At 37.1% G+C, this 21,991-nt stretch carries 22 protein-coding genes; 12 read left to right on the top strand and 10 right to left on the bottom strand.

The features are described 5' to 3' along the window. Window positions 1-14: 14 nt before the first annotated feature. The gene (gene pepP, locus DKK70_RS14015) at window positions 15-1,328 is read left to right on the top strand and encodes a Xaa-Pro aminopeptidase (RefSeq protein ID WP_110434561.1); all 1,314 of its coding nucleotides are present in this window, start codon (window positions 15-17) and stop codon (window positions 1,326-1,328) included. An 82-nt stretch (window positions 1,329-1,410) separates the two neighbouring features. Here pepP and DKK70_RS14010 read toward each other — a convergent pair whose 3' ends face one another. After that, window positions 1,411-2,205 (bottom strand): TonB family protein, encoded by a 795-nt coding sequence (locus DKK70_RS14010; RefSeq protein WP_110434560.1) that lies wholly within the window; start codon window positions 2,203-2,205, stop codon window positions 1,411-1,413. Window positions 2,206-2,359: 154 nt separating this feature from the next. Here DKK70_RS14010 and ispB point away from each other — a divergent pair, with 154 nt between their 5' ends. From ispB to DKK70_RS13995, 3 genes are all read left to right on the top strand, one after another. Beyond that, window positions 2,360-3,343, top strand: a complete 984-nt coding sequence (ispB, locus tag DKK70_RS14005) for an octaprenyl diphosphate synthase (protein WP_110434604.1) — start codon at window positions 2,360-2,362, stop codon at window positions 3,341-3,343. A 155-nt stretch (window positions 3,344-3,498) separates the two neighbouring features. Further along, on the top strand, window positions 3,499-4,371 hold the full coding sequence (locus DKK70_RS14000) for an EamA family transporter (RefSeq protein WP_110434559.1): 873 nt from the start codon (window positions 3,499-3,501) through the stop codon (window positions 4,369-4,371). A gap of 46 nt (window positions 4,372-4,417) precedes the next feature. Next, window positions 4,418-4,768: an EamA family transporter gene (locus DKK70_RS13995; protein ID WP_110434558.1), complete on the top strand. Its 351-nt coding sequence runs from the start codon at window positions 4,418-4,420 to the stop codon at window positions 4,766-4,768. A gap of 121 nt (window positions 4,769-4,889) precedes the next feature. On the opposite strand, the gene ffh is transcribed toward DKK70_RS13995, so the two are convergent. Continuing rightward, window positions 4,890-6,257 (bottom strand): signal recognition particle protein, encoded by a 1,368-nt coding sequence (ffh, locus tag DKK70_RS13990; RefSeq protein ID WP_110434557.1) that lies wholly within the window; start codon window positions 6,255-6,257, stop codon window positions 4,890-4,892. Window positions 6,258-6,405: 148 nt separating this feature from the next. Between ffh and DKK70_RS13985 the strand changes: the two genes are divergently transcribed. The 6 genes from DKK70_RS13985 to galU all read left to right on the top strand — a co-directional run bounded on the left by DKK70_RS13985 (window position 6,406) and on the right by galU (window position 10,429). Continuing rightward, window positions 6,406-6,789 carry a RidA family protein gene (locus DKK70_RS13985; protein ID WP_110424315.1) on the top strand — a complete coding sequence of 128 codons (384 nt, stop codon included), beginning with the start codon at window positions 6,406-6,408 and terminating at the stop codon, window positions 6,787-6,789. Between the two features lie 277 nt (window positions 6,790-7,066). Beyond that, window positions 7,067-8,260, top strand: a complete 1,194-nt coding sequence (locus DKK70_RS13980) for an amino acid aminotransferase (protein ID WP_110434556.1) — start codon at window positions 7,067-7,069, stop codon at window positions 8,258-8,260. A gap of 47 nt (window positions 8,261-8,307) precedes the next feature. After that, the gene (locus DKK70_RS13975; RefSeq protein WP_375334998.1) at window positions 8,308-8,439 is read left to right on the top strand and encodes an entericidin A/B family lipoprotein; all 132 of its coding nucleotides are present in this window, start codon (window positions 8,308-8,310) and stop codon (window positions 8,437-8,439) included. 97 nt (window positions 8,440-8,536) lie between these two features. Continuing rightward, complete coding sequence (locus tag DKK70_RS13970) at window positions 8,537-8,986, top strand: hypothetical protein (RefSeq protein WP_146210884.1); 450 nt, start codon at window positions 8,537-8,539, stop codon at window positions 8,984-8,986. 9 nt (window positions 8,987-8,995) lie between these two features. Then, window positions 8,996-9,466, top strand: coding sequence for a DUF2569 domain-containing protein (locus DKK70_RS17725; protein WP_110434553.1), 471 nt, complete (start codon window positions 8,996-8,998; stop codon window positions 9,464-9,466). 48 nt (window positions 9,467-9,514) lie between these two features. Next, a complete protein-coding gene (gene galU, locus DKK70_RS13960; RefSeq protein ID WP_110434552.1) occupies window positions 9,515-10,429 on the top strand; it encodes a UTP--glucose-1-phosphate uridylyltransferase GalU in 915 nt (304 codons plus the stop codon). Between the two features lie 83 nt (window positions 10,430-10,512). On the opposite strand, the gene DKK70_RS13955 is transcribed toward galU, so the two are convergent. The 5 genes from DKK70_RS13955 to orn all read right to left on the bottom strand — a co-directional run bounded on the left by DKK70_RS13955 (window position 10,513) and on the right by orn (window position 16,392). After that, entirely contained in the window at window positions 10,513-11,934 is a 1,422-nt protein-coding gene (locus DKK70_RS13955) for a cation:dicarboxylate symporter family transporter (protein ID WP_110434551.1), read from the bottom strand. A gap of 134 nt (window positions 11,935-12,068) precedes the next feature. Next, window positions 12,069-13,400 (bottom strand): CoA-disulfide reductase, encoded by a 1,332-nt coding sequence (locus DKK70_RS13950; protein ID WP_110434550.1) that lies wholly within the window; start codon window positions 13,398-13,400, stop codon window positions 12,069-12,071. 164 nt (window positions 13,401-13,564) lie between these two features. Further along, window positions 13,565-14,542 carry a ferrochelatase gene (gene hemH, locus DKK70_RS13945; RefSeq protein WP_110434549.1) on the bottom strand — a complete coding sequence of 326 codons (978 nt, stop codon included), beginning with the start codon at window positions 14,540-14,542 and terminating at the stop codon, window positions 13,565-13,567. A 9-nt stretch (window positions 14,543-14,551) separates the two neighbouring features. Further along, the gene (gene waaA, locus DKK70_RS13940) at window positions 14,552-15,823 is read right to left on the bottom strand and encodes a lipid IV(A) 3-deoxy-D-manno-octulosonic acid transferase (RefSeq protein WP_110434548.1); all 1,272 of its coding nucleotides are present in this window, start codon (window positions 15,821-15,823) and stop codon (window positions 14,552-14,554) included. 2 nt (window positions 15,824-15,825) lie between these two features. Continuing rightward, window positions 15,826-16,392 carry an oligoribonuclease gene (gene orn / locus DKK70_RS13935; protein WP_065578370.1) on the bottom strand — a complete coding sequence of 189 codons (567 nt, stop codon included), beginning with the start codon at window positions 16,390-16,392 and terminating at the stop codon, window positions 15,826-15,828. An 80-nt stretch (window positions 16,393-16,472) separates the two neighbouring features. On the opposite strand from orn, the gene rsgA reads away from it, so the two are divergent. Beyond that, a complete protein-coding gene (rsgA, locus tag DKK70_RS13930; RefSeq protein WP_110434603.1) occupies window positions 16,473-17,498 on the top strand; it encodes a small ribosomal subunit biogenesis GTPase RsgA in 1,026 nt (341 codons plus the stop codon). A gap of 84 nt (window positions 17,499-17,582) precedes the next feature. Here rsgA and DKK70_RS13925 read toward each other — a convergent pair whose 3' ends face one another. Beyond that, window positions 17,583-18,134 (bottom strand): HdeD family acid-resistance protein, encoded by a 552-nt coding sequence (locus DKK70_RS13925; protein WP_110424309.1) that lies wholly within the window; start codon window positions 18,132-18,134, stop codon window positions 17,583-17,585. A gap of 187 nt (window positions 18,135-18,321) precedes the next feature. Next, a complete protein-coding gene (dauA, locus tag DKK70_RS13920) occupies window positions 18,322-19,995 on the bottom strand; it encodes a C4-dicarboxylic acid transporter DauA (RefSeq protein ID WP_110424308.1) in 1,674 nt (557 codons plus the stop codon). Window positions 19,996-20,182: 187 nt separating this feature from the next. Between dauA and DKK70_RS13915 the strand changes: the two genes are divergently transcribed. After that, the gene (locus DKK70_RS13915; protein ID WP_110434547.1) at window positions 20,183-21,550 is read left to right on the top strand and encodes a histidine-type phosphatase; all 1,368 of its coding nucleotides are present in this window, start codon (window positions 20,183-20,185) and stop codon (window positions 21,548-21,550) included. 4 nt (window positions 21,551-21,554) lie between these two features. Here the strand turns inward: DKK70_RS13915 and dtd are convergent, their stop codons facing one another. After that, on the bottom strand, window positions 21,555-21,989 hold the full coding sequence (gene dtd / locus DKK70_RS13910; RefSeq protein ID WP_110434546.1) for a D-aminoacyl-tRNA deacylase: 435 nt from the start codon (window positions 21,987-21,989) through the stop codon (window positions 21,555-21,557). Window positions 21,990-21,991: the final 2 nt, after the last annotated feature.

Here is a 21,991-nt window from a genome sequence, read left to right as displayed (position 1 = left end):
TTAAGGTAAACGCTATGATAGATATTGATACCAAGGCAGAACTGTTAGCTCGACGAAATAAATTATTGGCACAGATGGAGTTAAATAGCATTGCCTTATTTTTTGCTTCGCCAGAAGTTAAGCGAAGTAATGATACCCATTATCCTTATCGACAAGATAGTGATTTTTGGTATTTTACTTCTTTTGCTGAACCAGAAGCACTTTTTGTGGTTATTAAACAGTCAGATAATCAACCACGTTATATTTTATTTAATCGTAAAAAAGATCCTCTAGCTGAAACATGGACCGGATATCGGTTAGGTCAACAAGCTGCACTTGAAAAAGTTTTAGTAGATGAAGCCTATCTTTTTGATGAGATTGATGAGGTTTTGCCTAATTTAATCAATGGTAAAAAAGCTATTTATCATGCTGACCAGCTATATCATTATGCTGACGAGATAATTAAAAAAACGCTTAATACTTTACTGCAAGGCAGTCGATTAAAACTTTCAGCGCCAAGCATAGTTATTGATTGGCGACCAATCGTTCACGAAATGCGGATGTTTAAGTCTGAATATGAAATCGCCATTTTACGTCAAGCTTGTGAAATCAGTGCGCAAGCACATATTCGAGCAATGCAAAAATGTCAGCCCAATTGGTTTGAATATCAATTAGAAGCCGAAATCTTACATGAGTTTGCTCGGCGTGGTGCTCGTTGGCCGTCATATAACACCATCGTTGGTGGTGGTAATAATGGTTGTATATTGCATTATGAAAATAATAGCGACAAGTTGCAAGATGGTGATTTAGTCTTAATTGATGCAGGTTGTGAATACCAATATTATGCCGGAGATATTACCCGAACATTTCCGGTTAATGGTCACTTCAATCTAGCTCAACGCGAAATATATGACATAGTATTAACGGCACAATATACCGCTATTAAATTATTAAAACCAGGTACTTCAATATCCTTAGTGAATCAAGAAATTATTCGGATGATGGTTGAAGGGTTAGTTCAGTTGGGAATTATGCAAGGCGATGTTGAAACATTGATTGCTAATAAAGCTTATCAAGCGTTTTATATGCATGGTTTAGGCCATTGGTTAGGTATTGATGTGCATGATGTTGGCAGTGATCGCGATCGTCTACTGGAACCGGGTATGGTTTTAACGGTAGAACCTGGTCTCTATATTAATAAAGATGCTGATGTTGCTGAACGCTATAAGGGTATTGGTATTCGGATTGAAGACAATATTTTAATTACCGACTCTGGCAACCAAGTTTTAACCGCAACGGTACCAAAAGATCCACAGCAGATTGAATTTTTAATGCGAAATAACCGATGAATTTAAATAAGGCGCTAATCAAAATGTTGAGATTAGCGCTTTTTATTGTTTAAAAGACAATTATTGATTGGTAACTGTATGATTAACCTAAGCTAATTGAATTATCGCGGTTAAAAATAATCTTTATTTTGATATCTTTACCAGCAATTGGTTTGTACTTCCACGTTTTCATTGCCGAGATAACCGAGCGATTAAAAATATTATTAGGTTGGGTTTCAATGATTCTAATATTTTCAACACGCCCCTCACTTGTAACATCGAACATGGCAACAACATAACCCTCTAAGCGCATATCAAGTGCTCTTCGAGGATATTCAGGTCGATTACGACTAATTGGTGTTGGATTGCCTGAATATTGTCGATTTTCAGATACTTTAGGTGCTACTGAAGTATTTGCCACTTTATCACTGATCACGTCTTGTTTAACTTGTTGACGAGATGATTTTTGGGTAGGTGGTTTTTTATTTTTCGGCTTTGGTTCGGTTTTAATAATTACCGGTTTATCGGTTTCAACCACTGGTTTTTCTTCTTTGACGATCTCAGGCTCTTTTACCGGGTCAACTTGCGGTTCTTCAATTGGTTTATTGTCGATGATTTCACTGTTTTCAACACCTTTAATGTCAGGTGCATCTTCAACTAAGGATTGTTCAGGCGCGGCTAGCTGAGTAAGGTCGACCATCACAGCTTTAATTGAATTATCACCTTCATCAATCGTGATATTATTTGCAAACAGTGCTGAACTGAATAATAATCCGAATAAAAATAGATGCGATATCACAGAGATAGATGTATATAAATAAACATCCTTTGGCTTATTAGAAGCAGGTGATTGTGGTTCTTGTTCGTTGTTGATATCTATATCAAAATTAATCTTCATAACGGTAAATAATTTTCGCTTAAGGCGAGTATTCTAAATGAAAATGCTTATCATTTGTAGCATTTTTTTAAATATGATTTATCACTACTTGTTGCATAAAAATATTTATCAGATAATAGTAAGCAAATATTTCCCATTTGTAGCGGTTAGACTGATGAATAATCCATCAATAAAACAAATACTCGATTTAGTGCAAGATGATTTAATTAAGGTTAATGAAGCAATACAAGCAGAACTCTGTTCTGATGTGGTATTAATCAATCAATTAGGAAATTATATCATCAGCAGTGGTGGCAAGCGTATTCGTCCTATTATTGCATTACTCATCGCTAAAGCGCTCAATTATCAGGGTGATAAACATATTATTACCGCAGCTTTTATTGAATTTATCCACACGGCGACTTTATTGCATGATGATGTTGTTGATGAATCTGATTTACGGCGTGGCAAATCAACCGCTAATGCATTATTTGGTAATGCGGCTAGTGTCTTAGTTGGTGATTATATTTATACCCGATCTTTCCAAATGATGGTACGTACCGAATCATTCAAAGTGTTGAAAATAATGTCAGAAGCGACCAATGTCATTGCCGAAGGTGAAGTTCAACAACTTATGAATTGTAATGATCCTGATATTACTAAAGAGCAGTATTTACAAGTTATTTATCGTAAAACAGCAAGACTGTTTGAAGCCACTTCACATTCAGCTGCGGTATTAGCCGGCGCAACCCCTGAGCAGGAATTTGCCCTGCAAGAATATGGAAAATATTTGGGAACAGCCTTTCAAATTATTGATGACCTATTAGACTATAGCGCTGATAGTAATCAAAAATTAGGTAAAAATTTAGGTGATGACCTTAATGAAGGTAAACCAACTTTACCTTTATTACATGCGATGCATCATGCTAATTCAGAAGATGCGACTTTAATCCGCCAAGCCATTGAGCAAGGAAATGGTCGTCATTTATTAGATCATATTTTAGCGGTGATGCAGTCTTGTGGATCACTTGAATTTACTTTTAAAACCGCTCAACAAGAAGCCAATAAAGCATTTAATGTTATTTCAATCCTACCGGATTCCCCTTATAAAAAAGCGCTTCAAGATCTGGCATTGCTATCAGTAAAAAGGGAAAACTAAACGTGATGTGATATTTTTAAAAACGTTATTGATGCAATTTATTTAATAACAACGTGTTTTAGCTACATATCGTAATAATCTTAAATTGATTTTACGTTGTTATGCAAACAGATTGCGACCCTTTAAATGCAGTTACTTCAATCAAGGTAGTTATTATGTTCAAAAGATCTTGGCCTGTGCTATTAATTTTTGTTTCGATGATATCGGTACAAGCAAGTGCTTCATTCGCTAAATACTTGTTCCCGGTACTCGGGCCAGAGGCGATGACTGCTTGGCGGTTATTTTTCTCGGCAATTTTATTGGTAATAATCTTTAAACCTTGGCGTAAAACCATCACTAAACCGGCCATTAAATATATTATTTTATATGGTGTAGCGATGGGATGTATGAATTTGGCTTTTTATAATGCTATATCACGAATTCCGATAGGTATCGCGGTAGCCATTGAGTTAACTGGCCCCATTATGGTGGCGATGTTTTCCGGACGACGATTAACCGATTTTATTTGGTTAGCTATTGCGATAGTTGGATTAGTGATGTTGTTGCCTATTCATCAAGCTTCCAATGATTTAGATCCTATTGGTATTTTACTGGCTTTATGTGCAGGTAGCTGTTGGGCGGGTTATATTCTTTTTGGCCGAAAAGCGGGGGAAATTTATGGCGCGTCAAGTGTTGCGGTAGGTTCAATTGTCGCCTCGCTATTACTGTTTCCAATTGGCGTATGGCAAAGTGGAAGCAACATGTTTTCAATCGAACTGCTGCCACTGGTTTTTGTGGTTTCCCTGTTAGCATCAGCTATTCCATATGGTCTTGATATGATCGCACTGCCACGCTTACCGGCGCAAACTTTTAGTACCTTAATGAGTTTGTCACCAGTATTTGCGGCGTTTTCCGGATTAATTGTGTTGCACGAACAGTTAACACATTATCAATGGTTGGCTATTATGTTCATCATCGTTTCATCGATTGGAACCGTATTAACTATGCATCGGCCAAGTAAGATTAAAGCAGTAAATCGCGAGAATTAAGTTTATTGAAATACTATCGCGCCGAGCTGCGCGATAGTGGCGTAAAGTGGGGACAACTTATGACGCATCAAGTGTTGCGGTAGGTTCAATTGTCGTCTCGCTATTACTGTTTCCAATTGGCGTATGGCAAAGTGGAAGCACCATGTTTTCAATCGAACTGCTGCCACTGGTTTTTGTGGTTTCCCTGTTAGCATCAGCTATTCCATATAGTCTTGATATGATCGCACTACCACGCTTATCAGCGCAAACTTTTAGTACCTTAATGAGTTTGTCACCAGTATTTGCGGCGTTTTCCGGATTAATTGTGTTGCACGAACAGTTAACACATTATCAATGGTTGGCTATTATGTTCATCATCGTTTCATCGATTGGAACCGTATTAACTATGTATCATTAACCATGCACCGCATCGGCCAAGTAAGATTAAAGCAGTAAATCGAGAGAATTAAGATTATTGAAATACTATCGCGCCGAGCTGCGCGATAGTAATGAATTGCAAGAAAGAGAAAAGTAAAACGTTATCTCGGAGGGAAACCCATACCGCCGCCCATTAATCCTTTCATTTGGCGCATCATCTTCATCATGCCACCACCTTTCATTTTTTTCATCATCTTTTGCATATCTTCAAACTGTTTAAGCAGTTTGTTGACATCTTGCACTTGGGTACCGGAACCATTAGCAATTCGACGTTTGCGAGAACCTTTTATAATTTCTGGGTTTGCCCGCTCTTTTAATGTCATGGAACCAATAATTGCTTCCATCTTGATGGTGATTTTATCATCCATCTGCGCTTTGATATGCTCAGGAAGTTGACCGACGCCCGGCAGTTTGGCTAGCATTGCGCCCATTCCGCCCATACTACGCATTTGTCGTAGTTGATCTTGAAAGTCGTTAAAATCAAACTTATCGCCTTTTTTAAGTTTTTTGGCGATTTTTTCCGCTTTTTCACGATCAACTTTACTCTGTAATTCTTCAATTAAAGAGAGAACATCACCCATGCCTAAAATGCGTGACGCGATACGGTCAGGATAAAAAGGTTCAAGAGCATCCGTCTTTTCACCCATCCCTAAGAATTTGATTGGTTTACCGGTAATATGACGAATTGATAATGCCGCACCACCACGCGCATCACCATCCACTTTAGTTAAAATAACCCCAGTTAGTGGTAAGGCATCATTAAATGCTTTGGCGGTATTAGCAGCATCTTGCCCGGTCATGGCATCGACCACAAATAAGGTTTCAATTGGATTGATTGCATCATGTAATGCTTTGATTTCATCCATCATTTCGCTATCAACATGCAATCGACCCGCAGTGTCGACAATCAGCACATCAAAAAATTGTAATTTCGCATGCGAAATGGCTTTGTTAACAATATCAACTGGTTTTTGTTTTATATCTGATGGGAAGAACTCAACATTAATCGCTTTCGCCAGTGTTTCTAATTGTTTTATAGCTGCGGGACGATAAACGTCAGCAGAGACAACTAAGACTTTCTTTTTCTGTTTTTCTTTTAAGAATTTTGCCAGTTTAGCCACGCTAGTTGTTTTACCGGCACCTTGCAAGCCAGCCATTAGTATAACCGCTGGAGGCTGGGTAGCTAAGTTAAGTGTACTGTTAACTTCGCCCATTGCGCTGGTAAGTTCGGCTTGAACTATTTTTATAAATTCTTGGCCGGGTGTTAGACTTTTATTAACATCTAAACCGACAGCTTTTTGTTTAACTTGGTTAATAAATTCTCGTACTACAGGTAAGGCAACATCGGCCTCAAGTAATGCCATACGCACATCGCGCAACGCATCTTTAATATTATCTTCAGACAGACGCCCACGACCACTAATATTGCGAAATGTCTGTGATAAACGATCAGTTAAATTCTCAAACATACTAACTCTCAAAAAAAATGAAAAAATTTTCACCTATCATATCAGAAAATTGACAGAAGTCCCATGATCATAAATTTACTGTGACTTGACACCAAATTGGCTTCCTGTTGAAATGGGAGCCATAACAAGATGAAAGGAGAAAGCATACATGGTAAAAGTTGTTAATACCGATAAAGCCCCTGCGGCTATTGGCCCTTATGTTCAAGGTGTTGATTTAGGCAATATGTTATTTGCCTCAGGTCAAATTCCGATTAACCCCGCAACAGGTGAGATGCCAAATTGTGTCAAAGAGCAAGCAAAACAAAGTTTAGCGAATGTTAAAGCGATTATTACTGAAGCTGGTTATCAAGTTAAAAATATTGTTAAAACAACGATTTTTTTAGCTGATATGAATGATTTTGCCGAAGTGAATAGTGTCTATGAGGCATTTTTTACTGAGAATCAAGCCACATTCCCTGCTCGCTCTTGTGTGCAAGTTGCACGCATTCCTAAAGATGCAAAAGTTGAAATAGAAGTGATTGCTGTCAAATAAGCTCACAAAAATGGTTAGCACCGAAAGGTGCTAATTAACGACCAATTAAAGTACCGAAAAGTTGAGGAACGGGGTTTTTGAGTTTTTTTACTTAATTTTCCTAATTTTTATCGTCTACTTTGGGATTTTTCTATCAGAATCAATTTTTTAAACCATCGCTTTTATCAGCCTAAAATTATTTATATTTAAACTATTATTTAATGATTGATTGCCAATTAAGTTGGTGCAATAATCTACAATTATACATTGCTATTTATTGGTTAATTAGGTTGGAAAAATGTTTGAAAAAGTAGAGTCGTATGCGGGTGATCCCATTTTATCATTGGTCGCTGAATTTAATAATGATAAGCGTGCCGATAAGATCAATTTAAGTATTGGTTATTATTATGATGAAAACAGTGTGGTTCCGCAATTATCCTGCGTAAAAACGGCTCGTGACTATATTTATCATCATCAACAAGGTGCGCAACTTTATTTGCCAATGAGTGGTTTACCGAGTTATTGTCAAGCGATCCAATCGCTACTTTTTGGTGAAGATAATCCTGCTTTTCAAGCACAGCGAATTGCCACTGTTCAGACATTAGGCGGATCTGGAGCGCTGAAAGTCGGTGCTGACTTTTTATATCGCTATTTTCCCGATTCACAAGTGTGGGTTAGTGATCCAACTTGGGAAAATCATATCGCTATTTTCAATGGAGCAGGCTTTAAGGTAAATAAATATCCCTATTTTGATCCAGAGACTTGTGGCGTAAAATTTGATGCTATGCTTGCGACGCTAAATAGCTTACCGGCTAAAAGTATCGTGTTGTTGCATCCTTGCTGTCATAACCCAACGGGGGCAGATTTAACCCATCAACAGTGGGATAAAGTGATTGAGGTTTTACAAAATCGTGATCTTATTCCATTTATGGATATTGCTTACCAAGGTTTTGGCGAAACTATCGAAAGTGATAGTTATGCAATAAAAAAAGTGGCGGAGCAAGGCTTGTGTGGTTTTATCAGTAATTCGTTTTCTAAAACATTCTCACTTTATGGTGAGCGAGTAGGTGGTTTATCGGTTTTATGTGATGATAACCAAGCGGCTAATCGAGTATTTGGCCAGTTACAAGCAACCGTTCGTCGAAATTATTCAAGTCCAGCCGCTTATGGTGCGCAGTTAGTGTCATACGTACTGAATAATGCTGAACTTAAAGCTTTATGGTTTAAAGAAGTTGAATCAATGCGTAACCGTATTGTTAGTATGCGCTCAACATTAGTCGATCTATTAAAAACAGCCGCACCTAAGCAGAATTTTGATTATTTACTCAAACAAAGAGGTATGTTTAGTTATACCGGTTTTTCTAAAGAGCAAGTCGCACAATTAAAAGATGATTTTGCTGTTTATTTGGTGGGCAGTGGAAGAATGTGTGTGGCGGGTTTAAATCACCTTAATATACATCGTGTAGCAGAGGCTTTTGCTACAATCAAATAGCTAATTCATTAATCAGAGGAGTATTTAAAATGTTCCACAAAATGTTAATGTTAGTAGTAGCTCTTGTTATGGCAACATTGGTTGTAGGTTGTAATACGTTTAAAGGTGTAGGTAAAGATGTGCAATCAGGCGGTAAAGCAATTACCAATACCGCCGAAAATGTTAGTGATAAAATGTAAACAATGAGTGCAATTGCTTATAAATATTTTTATAAGCAAACAGGAAAATATGTATCGAATCTTTATTTTAGTATTTTTACTTGTAGGGTGCAGTTCGTTGAATTTTCGAACTGCGCCTTTAACAATGGAAAATTGCCAGTATCAAAATCGTTCTGGTATTGAATTTAAGCTAAACCAGCTTGACCCCAATCTTACAGAATATCCCCATATTTATCTCTCACAAAGTCGAGCGGGTAATCATTTACCAATAAGTTATGCTGGTTTAAAAGGCAAATTAACCGGTCAAACTTTTGAGCGCGATTATCCAAAAGAGACATTTTGGCGTAGTACGAATATATTTGAACGAGCATCAATGTATGATGATGGCTATGATGATCTCTACATTAGCGCCAAACAGAAAGAAGCACGCGATCGTAAAGCAAAATTTGTAGTTAAAGAGGCGGTATTAGAGAACTGTCAGATTGTCTATATTTCCATTGATTCTTTAGCTAAAGATAGGGATAATCCGTCACTAATTGAATCTAACGATTTATCTATTATCAAATAAGGAATTTATATGACTGACAACTCACCCCTTAAGGGGTTAGGTGGCTGGCTTATTATTGTTGCAATAAGATTAATTTTTAGTTGTATCAGTAGTTTAATTTTGATTCTTTATAGTAGCATTATCTTTATAGAATGGTCTCAAATTACTAATCCAGATTCCAATCTTTATATTGAAAATCTTAAGTGGGTTTATCTATTTGAAATTGGTATTAATCTGATTATTATTTTTTTTAGTAGCTATCTGCTCTATCTGTTTTTTACTAAAAATTATAAATTTCCATCTTTAATGATCTGTTTTGAATTTGTAATCGTTATATTTAAGGTTTTAGACCTGTTTATTAATGATCAATTTACTATATTTAAACTTGAAATTCGTGATATTTTTATTACAACAAATAGCATTATTTGGAGCACTATTTGGGTCTTGTATATGCTAAATTCAGTGCGCGTGAAGAATACGTTTGTAAATGGATATCGTTGAGAGGAAAGTTATAATATTATTAGTTAATTTTTTTTTTAAGGAATTAAAATGCCATTAAATTTTGAACCCTCTGTTAAGGGAAAAGTTAAAAAAGCGGTGATCCCTGTTGCTGGTCTTGGCACAAGAATGTTACCTGCAACCAAAGCGATTCCTAAAGAGATGCTACCAGTGGTTGATAAACCACTTATTCAATATGTAGTCAAAGAGTGTATTGCTGCGGGAATAACCGAAATTATCTTCGTGACACACTCTTCGAAAAATTCTATTGAAAACCATTTTGATACCAGTTTTGAGCTTGAAGCTATGCTTGAGGCGCGTGTTAAACGCCAGCTCTTGCAGGAAGTACAAGGTATACTACCAAAAAATGTCACTATCACAAGTGTTCGTCAAGGTTTAGCTAAAGGACTTGGTCATGCGGTGCTTTGTGCTTATCCTTTAGTTGGTGATGAACCTTTTGCCGTTGTGTTACCGGATGTAATTATTGATGAGTATGATAGCGATCTTTCTCAAGATAATTTAGCGGCGATGATTAATAATTATCATAACACTAAACATAGTCAAATTATGGTTGAACCTGTACCGAAAGAGCTAGTATCCTCTTATGGTATTGTCGACTGCCGAGGTGAAGAGTTATCCGCTGGTAATGTCGTCCAAATGTATAGTGTAGTTGAAAAACCGTCAATTGACGAAGCGCCGTCTAATCAATCAGTCGTTGGACGTTATGTACTGTCTGAAAAAATTTGGCCTTTATTAGCCAAAACGCCATTAGGAGCAGGTGGTGAGATTCAATTAACTGACGCGATTGCGATGTTACTAGAAGATGAGCCTGTCGATGCCTATTGTATAAAAGGTCGAAGCCATGACTGTGGAAATAAATTAGGTTATGTACAAACTTTCGTACAATACGCAATGCGTCACAATAGCTTAGGTGATGATGTTAAAGCGTGGTTAAAAACTCTATAAGTTTGCTTTACCGTTAAGATAAAAAAGACGCCAATTGGCGTCTTTTGCAATTTACAATACATTCAATGCAAATTATTTCTTGGTTAAACTTCTGACTGTTCGTTATCTAAAGTTACATTTGGATCGTTATAGATATCCATATCCATTAATCCAACCTCGTGATCCGTTGCTATTGCTGCGGTCATTGCTCCAGATACGTTAGCTAAAGTTCTCGCCATATCAATAATTGGATCGACGGCTAATACCATACCGATTAATGGGAAGTACTCAGCCATTCCCATACCAGAAAGCACCACAGTAGCAGCAACAGTTGCCGTACCTGGAATACCGGCGATGCCAATCGAACCGATAACCACCACAATTACTAGCATAATGTAAAATTGAATATCAGTATTAATGCCTACCATATGAGCAACCATAACCGCCAGTAAAGCAGGGAAAAAGCCAGCGCAACCATTCATACCCATTGTACTACCAAGCGATCCGACTAGGTTTGCGGTACCGGTATTTACTCCCATTCTGACGGTCAATGTTGATATCGTCATTGGTAATGTACCAACCGATGAGCGGCTGGTGAAGGCCAGTAACCATGTGCCAAGTGCCTTTTTAATAAAGAGGATAGGGGAAATACCATGCACCATCACAATCACAATATGCACAACAAGCATTATTATAGTGGCAAGGTAAATCGCTAATACGAAGCTTGATACTTCAATAATTGCTGGGATACCGTTTGAAATAATGGTGCGAGCAAGTAAGGCAATTACTGCATAAGGCATATATTTGATGACTGTCATGGCAATTGACATGATGATTTTATAAAGCGCCTCAATAAAAGTTTTAAAAAGAGCGATAGGTTGCGGATTCTTTTTTTCCATGCGGTTAGCGGCAAGCCCCATTAAAGCCGAAAAGATAACTAAACCTACGATATTCTCTTTTACCATAGAAGCAATAATATTACTTGGAATAAGATTGACAAATGTATCGATGATATTTGTATATTGTTTCGCGGTAGCAGTTTTGGCTGAGGCTGAGCTGATTTCACCTAAAGATAAGACATTGGCTAAGAGGATACCGACTATACATGCAATTGCGGTAGTAAATAGCAACCAAAAAATCCCTCTGAATGCGATTTGTGGTAAATTCTCTTTACCAGAAAAATCAATAATCACTTTTACGATTGAGACAAAAATTAACGGGATCACCAGCATGCGTATAAAGGCGATAAAGGCGCGACCAAATAAACCATACCATGTTGCTGTTTCTTGCATCCAAACTGTTGAGTCAGTAGGAAAACCGGCTGCCGCTTGGATACCTAAACCAAGAACGGCACCAAGTATCAATCCGACTAACATTCGAATGGAAAAATTAACTTTTTTTGTTTGTAGTGGCCGCATGATAGCGAAAAAGCAAAGCAGTAATAACCCAATGCCGATTAAGGTTTGATAATGAGTGATAGATAAGAACTTTTCGAAAAAAGTGCCCTGAAATATGGCATCTGACATGTTTACCCCCAGCGTTTGGATAAAATTAAATTAATTTTGAATAATCTGTTTTTGGGTTGGATTAACCATTTAAATTAACCCAACTGCCCATTCTGAATCTTAATAACTAAGCAAATATTTATTATGCTTAAACTCTATTTAGCGATACCTCCGGCGATATTTAAAATATCCCACGGTCTTGAAAAAGGTGGCGCATATAAAAAGTCCATCATCGCTAATTCATCAATTTTCATATTTGCCCAAATAGCCGTAGCTAAACTATTGGTTCTTAATGCAGCGCCACTGCCGCCAGCCAGTTGTCCACCTAATAAAACACGAGTTTCAGCGTGATAAATCAGTTTAGCAATAACGCTAGTTTGCCCTGCAACATAGTTACTATGATTTTTATCTTTAACTATCACTGTTTTGTAAGGGATAGCTGCTTTGATAGCTTGCTGTTCGGTGAGTCCTGTTCGGCCAGCTTCAGTATCAAACACTCTTAATGCTGATGTGCCAAGGGTTCCTGGGAATTGATTATTACCGCCGGCTAAATTGTCACCAACCACCTTACCGAGTTTGTTGGCGCCAGTCGCTAATGGAATATAGGTCATTGATTGGCTAACACGATGATAAAGAGCGACACAGTCGCCCGCGGCATAAATATCAGCAATATTAGTTTTGCCATAACTATCAATGATAATAGCCCCATTGCTAAGTGTTTCAAGATCTAAATCTTTATATAGCTCGCTATTAGGTTTTACCCCGGTGGCAATAATGACTATATCAGCAGGATATTTAGCTTTATTGGTAATAACATGAGTAACTTTCTGTTCACCTTCGAAACCTTGTACTCGTTCTTGTAGGTGTAAATCACAATGTTGTTTTAGCTTTTCTTCAATTATCTCGGTAAGTTCTGGATCAAAGGCGTCGACCAATACTCTTTCATCTAATTGAATTAGCTTTACATTTTTGTTTAATGCGACTAAAGATTCGGTTATTTCCAGCCCGATATAGCCGCCACCTATGACCACAATATTGCTGTTTTGCCGATTGGTTAAGGCATTTTTTATGGCTAAACCATCATACATATCCCGTAAAGTGAAAATATTTTCCAGTTGGTGATTTTCTAACGGTGGGATTATTGGTGCGGCACCAACGGCAATGAGTAATTTGTCATAATCATCATCAAAACAATTATTGCTTTTGATATCCCTAACGGTAATTTTTTTTAATCTTGGGTCAATAGCGATAACTTCATGCAATGTTTTGATTTCAATGCCATCTTTAGCAAATTGTTCTGGTGTTCTGGATATCATTTCATTTTCATCACCAAAGTGGTTGCCAATAAAGTAAGGTAAGCCACACGCTCCAAATGAAACAATATCTGATTTTTCATAGATGCGAATCGTCGCATTGGGATCCCTTCTTTTGGCTTTTGCAGCAGCACTTGCGCCAGCTGCTTGAGCGCCAATGATGATTATTTTCATCGATTATTCTCCTTTGAGCGCTAATAATTTTTAACTATCATCCTAACACAGGTTAATCATACTAGTTAAATTAGTTGGTTATTTAGCGTTAATATTAATCAATTTTAAGTTGAGCAGATAAGATTTAATATATTTGATTATTATTAAAAATAGATCTTAGTTGGTTAAAACTTTTTGAGGAAAGGAGGTTTTTCAACTATATTTTTGATTAATTTAACCTGTAATGGTGTATCGTTTAGGGCTGGGATATAATAAAACTGTTTACCGCCAGCATTTAAGAATATTTCTCGATTTTGTTCGTCAATTTCATAAATAGTTTCAATACAATCTGCCGTAAAACCTGGACAGATAACCTGCACATGTTCAGTACCGGTTTTAGCCAATTTTGCTAATATATCGCTGGTGTTGGGTTCAACCCATTTCCCTTTACCAAACTTTGATTGATAAGCCATTATTATTGGTAAGTCGATGCCATTTGCATGGCACTTGTTTGCCAATAATTTAGTGGTTAACTGGCATCTTTGCACATAGTCGTCTTGGCGTTTATCAATGTAGCGTTGAGGAATACCATGGTAAGAAAGGAGCAATACATCCGGCTGCCCTTGGGTTGAAAACGCTTGCTGAACTTGCCAATAAAGTGCATCAATATAACTTGGGTGGTCGGCATAATCACGAATATAGCTAAGATTAATTTTGATATTATTGTCAGCAATAAGTTGCTTTACTTTAGCTAATACTGCTTGAGTTGTGGTGGTCGAATATTGCGGAAATAACGGTAATAAAGTGATTTTTTCACATGATGTTAAATTATTTAGCGCCGACAGTAAGTTCGGTTCCCCATAGGTCATGGCTAATTCGCATTGCATGTCAGGTAATGCGGGTTGTAATTGATTGATCAGGCGTTTACTGTAATGGAGTAATGGTGATTCACCCTCTATCCATATCTTTTGATAATGGTTGATGATATAGGGGACACGTTTAGGCAGTACTAGGTATTTTAAAATTGGATGCCAAATAAAAGCAGGCAGGTCGACAACATGGCGATCGAGTAAAAACTCGGTCAAGTAACAACGAATCGCCATTGGTGTTACGGCACTTGGTGTGCCTAAATTAACTAGCAATAACCCCTGTTTTTTATTCACAAGCCATCCTTATGATTTTTCGAGATAGTGATGGATAACCTCAAGAAGGCGATTTAGTGCACCTTGGTTATTTTTTAAAACTTGATAGGCATTTTCGCCAATTTGCTGACAACGACTTTCATCATTTAATAAGCTATTAATGGTGGAATAGAGCGAATCAGCAGAACTATCACATACCAGCATGCCATTAGCCTCAATTAACTGTTCACCAATAACTTTAAAGTTAAAAAAATGTGTACCGCTTATAATGGGAATATGGTGTAGAGCCGGTTCCAAGGGGTTATGTCCGCCATGCTCAATTAAACTACCGCCAACAAAAGCAATATTAGCCAAACCATAAAGTTCCAGTAATTCTCCCATGGTATCCCCCAAAATCACTTGTGTCTGATCTGTAGGGTGTTGTTTGCTACTGCGTGTAATATAATTCAAGCCATTATCGGCAATTAACTTTTCAACGGTTTTAAAACGTTCAGGGTGACGAGGGACTAAAATAAGTAATAAGTTGCTATGATTTTTAAGAAGCTGTTGAAATGCTGATAAAATGATTTCATCTTCGCCTGAATGCGTGCTGGCAGCGATTAGTACTGGTCGATGTAATTGCCATTGCTGTTTTAACTGCGCAAGATTCTGTTGTTGCTTGGCTGTGAGTTCAATATCAAACTTAATACTACCCGTTACCGCTAAATGATCTGCCGGTAGACCCAATGAGATAAATCTATCACCGTCTTGTCTATTTTGGGCGGCAACAGTGCTGATTTTAGCTAATAGTTTACTAATCGCTTGTCCTAGTTTATGGTATCTTTTGGCTGAACGTTCTGATAAGCGGGCATTAGCAATGATCAATGGAATTTTTTTGCTATCACATTGGCTAATTAAGTTTGGCCAAAGCTCTGTTTCCATAATTATGACTAATTTGGGCTGAACTGTTTTTAGAAAGCGATGTATTGCACAAGGCAGATCATAAGGCAAGTAGACATGACTAACACTCTCTTTGAGTATTGATTTAACTTGTTTAGAGCCAGTAGGGGTCATGGTCGTCACCGTAATCGGTAACTGTGGATATTGGCTTTGAAGTGCTTTAATCAATGGAATTGCGGCTAACGTTTCGCCGACAGAAACCGCATGTACTAAAATTCCACCTGATTTAACTTTGTTTTTACAAAATCCATAACGTTCCAACCAACGTTTACGGTAGTCTGGCGCTTTACGGCTACGCCAAAGTAATCTCAGCCAGACTAGTGGTTGAATTAGATAAAGTAAGATCGTATATACAATACTCATGATCATTCATTAGTAAGATTAAAAAAGTGTTGTCGGTAATAAACTAATTCGGCGATAGAGTCGCGAATATCATCTAAAGCTTGGTGAGAACTCTGTTTACTGATACCTTTTAATATTTCTGGTTTCCAGCGTCTGGCTAATTCCTTAATCGTACTGACATCTAAATATCGATAATGAAAATATTTTTCTAAATTTGGCATATAGTTAAATAGAAAACGGCGATCTTGACCAATGGTATTACCACAGATTGGTGAACAGTTTTCCGGCACCCATTGTTTTAAAAATTCAATGGTTTGTTGTTCGGCTTGTTGTTCGCAAATGGTACTTTGACGCACACGATCAATTAATCCGGATTTGCCATGCGTTCTTTGATTCCAATCATCCATAAGCGCAAGTTGTTCATCTGATTGATGGATAGCAATGACTGGGCCTTCAGCGAGGATATTTAAATTAGAATCAGTTACGATGGTAGCGATTTCGATAATCCGATCGCTATTTGGATCAAGACCTGTCATTTCTAGGTCAATCCAGATAAGATTACTACTGTTTATATTTACTTGTGTCGTCATAATTTTCGAGATAAATTTTCTTTTTAATACCGAGTAGTGTAGCATAAGTACCAAACTGTTTGAGCAAAAAATTAGTTACTGTGGCGAAAAATCAACTCTCAAAAAATCAAAAAAGGCGTATGGCCGCTAAGCATCAACAGCGTTTAGAAACTAAGTTAGATGACAATCTGGCTAATTTTTCTACGCCTCGTGATGGCGTGGTAGTGAGTCGCTTTGGCAAATCAGCGGATGTTGAAGATAATGCTGGCAACATCTACCGATGTAGTATTCGTCGTACTTTACCATCATTAGTGACCGGCGATAAAGTATTGTGGCGTGAAAGTTTAGAATCGAATACTAATGGTATTATAGAAGCCGTGCATCCTCGTCATTCCGAGTTAGTACGACCTGATTTTTATGATGGCGTTAAACCTGTTGCCGCCAATGTCGATCAAATTGTTATTATTTCTGCGGTATTACCTGAATTATCATTTAATATCATCGATCGTTATTTAGTTGCATGTGAAGCGACTAAAATTACCCCAATTATCGTATTAAATAAAATTGATTTGCTTGATGAACAAAAAAAACAAGAGATTGAACAACAGTTTCTTATTTACAGCAAAATTGGTTATCAAGTTTTATATGTCTCTTGCCAATCACAACAGGGTATTGCCCCTTTGCAGCAGGTATTAGATGGCAAAATATCTATTTTAGTTGGGCAATCAGGTGTCGGTAAATCGAGTATTATCAATTTGCTATTACCTCATGACCAAGCTACGCTAACTGGCGAAGTGTCTGAAATATCTGGGCTTGGCCAACATACCACAACTTCAACTCGGCTTTACCATTTACCTAATGGCGGTGATATTATTGATTCGCCGGGAATTCGGGAGTTTGGTTTATGGCATTTAGAACCTGAGGAAGTTATTGCCGGTTTTGTCGAATTTGATGATTATTTAGGGGGCTGCCAATTTCGGGACTGTAATCATTTAGATACCCCAGGTTGTTTATTGCAAAAAGCGGTTAGCGATGGCGCGATAGCGCCATCAAGATTAGCTAATTATCATCGAATATTGCAGTCAATGCGCGAAGTTAAAGGGAAAACCAATAAAAGTTATAAATAGCAATCTTTGATTGAGTCGTTAAAATGGTCTTTTTTGAACAGCAAAAGAGAATTGCTCACAAATTATATTGTGAGCAATAACATATTAAGCGTTAGGCTTTTTTAACGCTAAACCAATGGTAATATAAGCAAAACCTTGGAAAATAAGATCGATACCTAAAAACATTCCTAGCACCCAAATACTATCATATGGCCAACCGGTTATTAGCATAAATCCTAATATAATGTTAATAATTCCAGAAAAAACCACCCATCCCCAACGTGGTAAATTGCGGTTACTCATGGCAACAAAAATTTGGCTAAATCCACTAATAGTCAATAATAGTGAAATGAGTAACGTTAATGCTGAGGAGACGGCAAGTGGTTGTAAAAACGACATCACCCCAATAAAAATATATAAAATCCCCATGATGGCCCATAAAGCCGTCTGACCGAAACCTTTAAGGTTAAATGCGTGGATAACTTGGATAACACCGGCGATAAAAAGTAGAGAGCCGATAAAATAAACAGAAAACACAGTGGCGATGAATTGGTAACCCAATGCCAAACAACCAAGAATAATTAAGATCACACCAATTACAATAAACCAATTCGCTTTTTGCTTAACATGTTGAATAATATTTTCATTAGCTATCATATTAATTTCCTATTTTTGTTGTTAATGTAACTTATTAAATAACACAATCTTGCTGAGCTAACTTTGATGCATATTAGTTTGAAATAGGGAAGTGTGCATAGGTGGAACAAAATACTTAGTGAAAATCAGGACGATTTATTTTCACTAAGTATAATATTTAATCAATATAATAAAACCAATTTAGCTATTAAATTTTATCTTTCAGTGCTTCATCTAAAGTTGAATAAAACATTAATTTGTCTGCGATTGGTACAACTCTTGCTCGCGCTAAGGTTTTTAATGGTTGAAATTGTAGTTCGCAAATAGATAGATCGACTTGCGGTGGTAATTCATCAATAAAATGGATCAGTGCATTTAAGCCACCAGCATCAAGAATAGGTACGGCATCCCATTGTAAAACAATATGTTGGTATCCATTAATTTTTTGATATAACTCTAAGAATGTCTTTTCAGCAGCGGCGAAGAACAATGGACCATTAATACGTAGAACTAAGGTTTTTTCATTGCTTTGATTCAATTCGACCAAGCGAGTCATACGGGCAATACGTCGCATAAATAAGATAGAGGCTAATACAATCCCCAGTGTAATAGCAATAACCATATCGAATAATACGGTAAGTGACATGCAAATAAGCATGATAATAATGTCGTCTTTAGGCGCACATTTAATAATATAGATTACGCGTTGAACGGCACTCATATTCCATGCAACAATTAACAATAATGCTGCCATTGCTGATAATGGGATAAATGATAAAAGCGGGGCAAAACAGATAAGGGCCAATAATACGATTATTGAATGCAATACAGCAGCAATCGGCGAGGTGGCACCTGCTTTAACATTGGCTGCTGAACGAGCTATGGCGGCAGTTGCTGAAATTCCGCCAAAAAATGGTGCAATAAGATTACCTAAACCCTGACCAATGAGTTCGCTATTGGAGTGATGTTTGGTATGTGTCATTTCATCTAACACGACTGCACATAGCAATGATTCAATTGCACATAACATTGCCATAGTTAACGAGATCGGCATTAAAGCGGTTAATGTCGACCAATCCCAAGTAAAAGTGGCGTGTTCCCATGGTAAGATAAATTCTGGTAAAACCGGCGGAATACCATGACCAACAGTGTTATCGGCCAATGTATAAGTGAATCGTGAACCTATTGTTTCGATGTGATAGCCAAATTGATTGAATAACAACATGGTTAAAATACCGGCAATTAATGCTGGTAAATGGCCAGATATTTTTACCCGAAATTTAGGCCAAACAATTAGAACAATCAGTGTAACAAAACCAACCAAAGTATCGGCGATATTAATAGTTGGAAAAGTTTTAACCAGTTCAATAACTTTATTGATATAGCTTTCTGGCATATGTTCTAGCGTTAAGCCAAAGAAATCTTTTATTTGCATGGTGGCAATGGTTATCGCAATACCGGACGTAAAACCTAATACCACCGGTAGTGGAATGTATTCAATTAATCGCCCTAAACGAATCACGCCCATTAATATCAAAAAAACACCGGAAAGTAGGGTGGCAATTAACAGTCCGGATAAACCAAATTGTGTAGAAACAGGATATAGAATTACCACAAATGCCGCAGTTGGTCCCGAAACGCTAAAACGTGAGCCACCGGTAAGGGCTATCACAAACCCGGCGATAATTGCCGTATAGAGGCCATGCTGAGGTGCAACACCACTCGCAATAGCTAGAGCCATAGCTAGCGGAATAGCAATAATACCAACGGTTATTCCGGCAATGAGATCTTTAAGAAAACGCGTTGTATTGTATGGAGTAGTTATGCAGGCTGATATAAACGCACAGCTAATTTTAGTACCAGAAAGGCCATATAATTTCATTATGTTTTAAATCAATTAAATGAGTTATAAAAAGTAGCTAATAAGATAATCTTTTTTTTAAAAATTGAAAGAGTGTTATTAAAATAATTACATGATTTTCAGTTAAATTATGTCATTAATAGTATACAATGATCAAAAAAGCACTCATATTTTCCACTTATATTGTTGATTATAGGTAGGAGTCATTATGTCTTTTATAAAACACTCTTTTTTTATCCAGTTTTTTATCGTCGCAATTTTATTGCTGATATTTTCCCCCCTCAGTTTGGCAACAATGATGACATCAGGCTCAAAGACCGCGTATCACTATGTTAAACAACCAACTGCTGTACTAGCTGGTTATCAAGCATTTTATATTGATCATATTGGTCGCCATGGTTCACGCTATCTTAGTAAACCGAAATATGAAGATATTGCTTATAAGGTATTAACCTTAGCTGAAAAAAATAATCAATTAACCGATATGGGGAAATCATTATTAAAGCAAATTATTGGTATTAACGCACTGAATAGAAATCATTATGGAGAGCTTACAGATCTTGGTCGAAAAGATATTAGTTTGATTAGTCAAAGGATGTTAAGTAACTATCCGACAGTTTTTAAAGGACAAAAAATCGAAGTAATATCATCAACCTCGCCACGAGCGAAAGAAACCGCGGAAATTTTTGTTAAACCATTTAAAGCGAATTATCCTGATATTCACATTTTTCAACCACCAGAAAATAAACAAACATTATTACGCTTTTTTGAGTATTCTCCAGCCTATGAAGCTTATAAGAAGAGTAAAAGTATCAAAACCGCATTAAAATCGTTAGAACGTGCAACTAAAACCGCGGATATGAGCCAAGATGTTGCTCGTTTGATATTCACTGCTGATTTTATTCATCAGTTAAATAATGGTGTTGCTTTATCTGAAAAATCTTCAATTAAAACAGCAGATTTTGTTATTGCCATTTATCAACTTTATCAAGAATTACTATCGTTTTCGCCAGAAACGCTAGCTGGTAACCACCTTGATTTTAGTGATTATTTTACTCAAGATCAGCTAGTGTGGTTTAATACGGTAGTTACAGCTAAAAATTTTTTACAAATAGGTCCTGCTTTTGATGCAAAGGGGATTCAAGTTAAAATTGCTGCCCCACTATTGTTGGATATGCTAAAAACTGCTGATAAGGCTATAACCGATAAGAATGTCGATGCTAACTTACGCTTTGCGCATGCCGAGACCGTTTCGCCATTAGCAACATTGCTGGAACTTGAGGGTGCATTTACAGCGGTTAATTCAGTGGAGGACTACCCTTCCGTTTGGCAAGCAGAAAGAATTATTCCTATGGGAGCCAATATTCAATGGATTTTTTACCAAAGTAACCAATCTAATCAACCTATATTAATCAAAGTGATGTTAAATGAACGAGAAGTCCATCTCCCTTTGCCAACCAATAATTTTCCATACTATCGATGGGATGAAGTTAAACAGTACTATAAAAATAAACTGCATCAGTTAGGTTTGACTGATGATAGCGCCTCATTGGAATGGTTAAATAAGGTAAAATAAGTTATTAAACTTGTAGCCAAAAGGTCACTGGGCCATCATTAATCAGCGCTACCTGCATGTCAGCGGCGAATTGTCCCGTTTGAGTTTCAATATGCTGTTGGCACTGTTTGACAAAAAATTGGTAAAGCTCATTGGCCATAGCGGGCGATGCGCCTTTTGTGAAACTTGGGCGCATACCTTTTTGTGTATCCGCTGCTAGCGTAAATTGTGAAACAACCAATAATTTGCCATTTATTTGCTGAACATTGAGGTTCATCTTGCCATCATCATCACTGAAGATACGATAACCAAGTACTTTTTCCTGCAAACGTATCGCTTTTTGCTCGTTATCACCTTGCTCAATACCAAGTAAAACAAGTAATCCCTGATCTATTTGACCAATAATCTGATTATCAACAGAAACTGATGCTTGTTTTACGCGTTGAATTAGGGCAATCATAA

This window comes from Gilliamella apicola, from assembly GCF_003202655.1.
GTDB classification, from domain to species: domain Bacteria; phylum Pseudomonadota; class Gammaproteobacteria; order Enterobacterales; family Orbaceae; genus Gilliamella; species Gilliamella apicola_R.
Note: the sequence above shows the minus strand (reverse complement) of the source record. Positions and strands in the feature narration are given on the sequence as shown.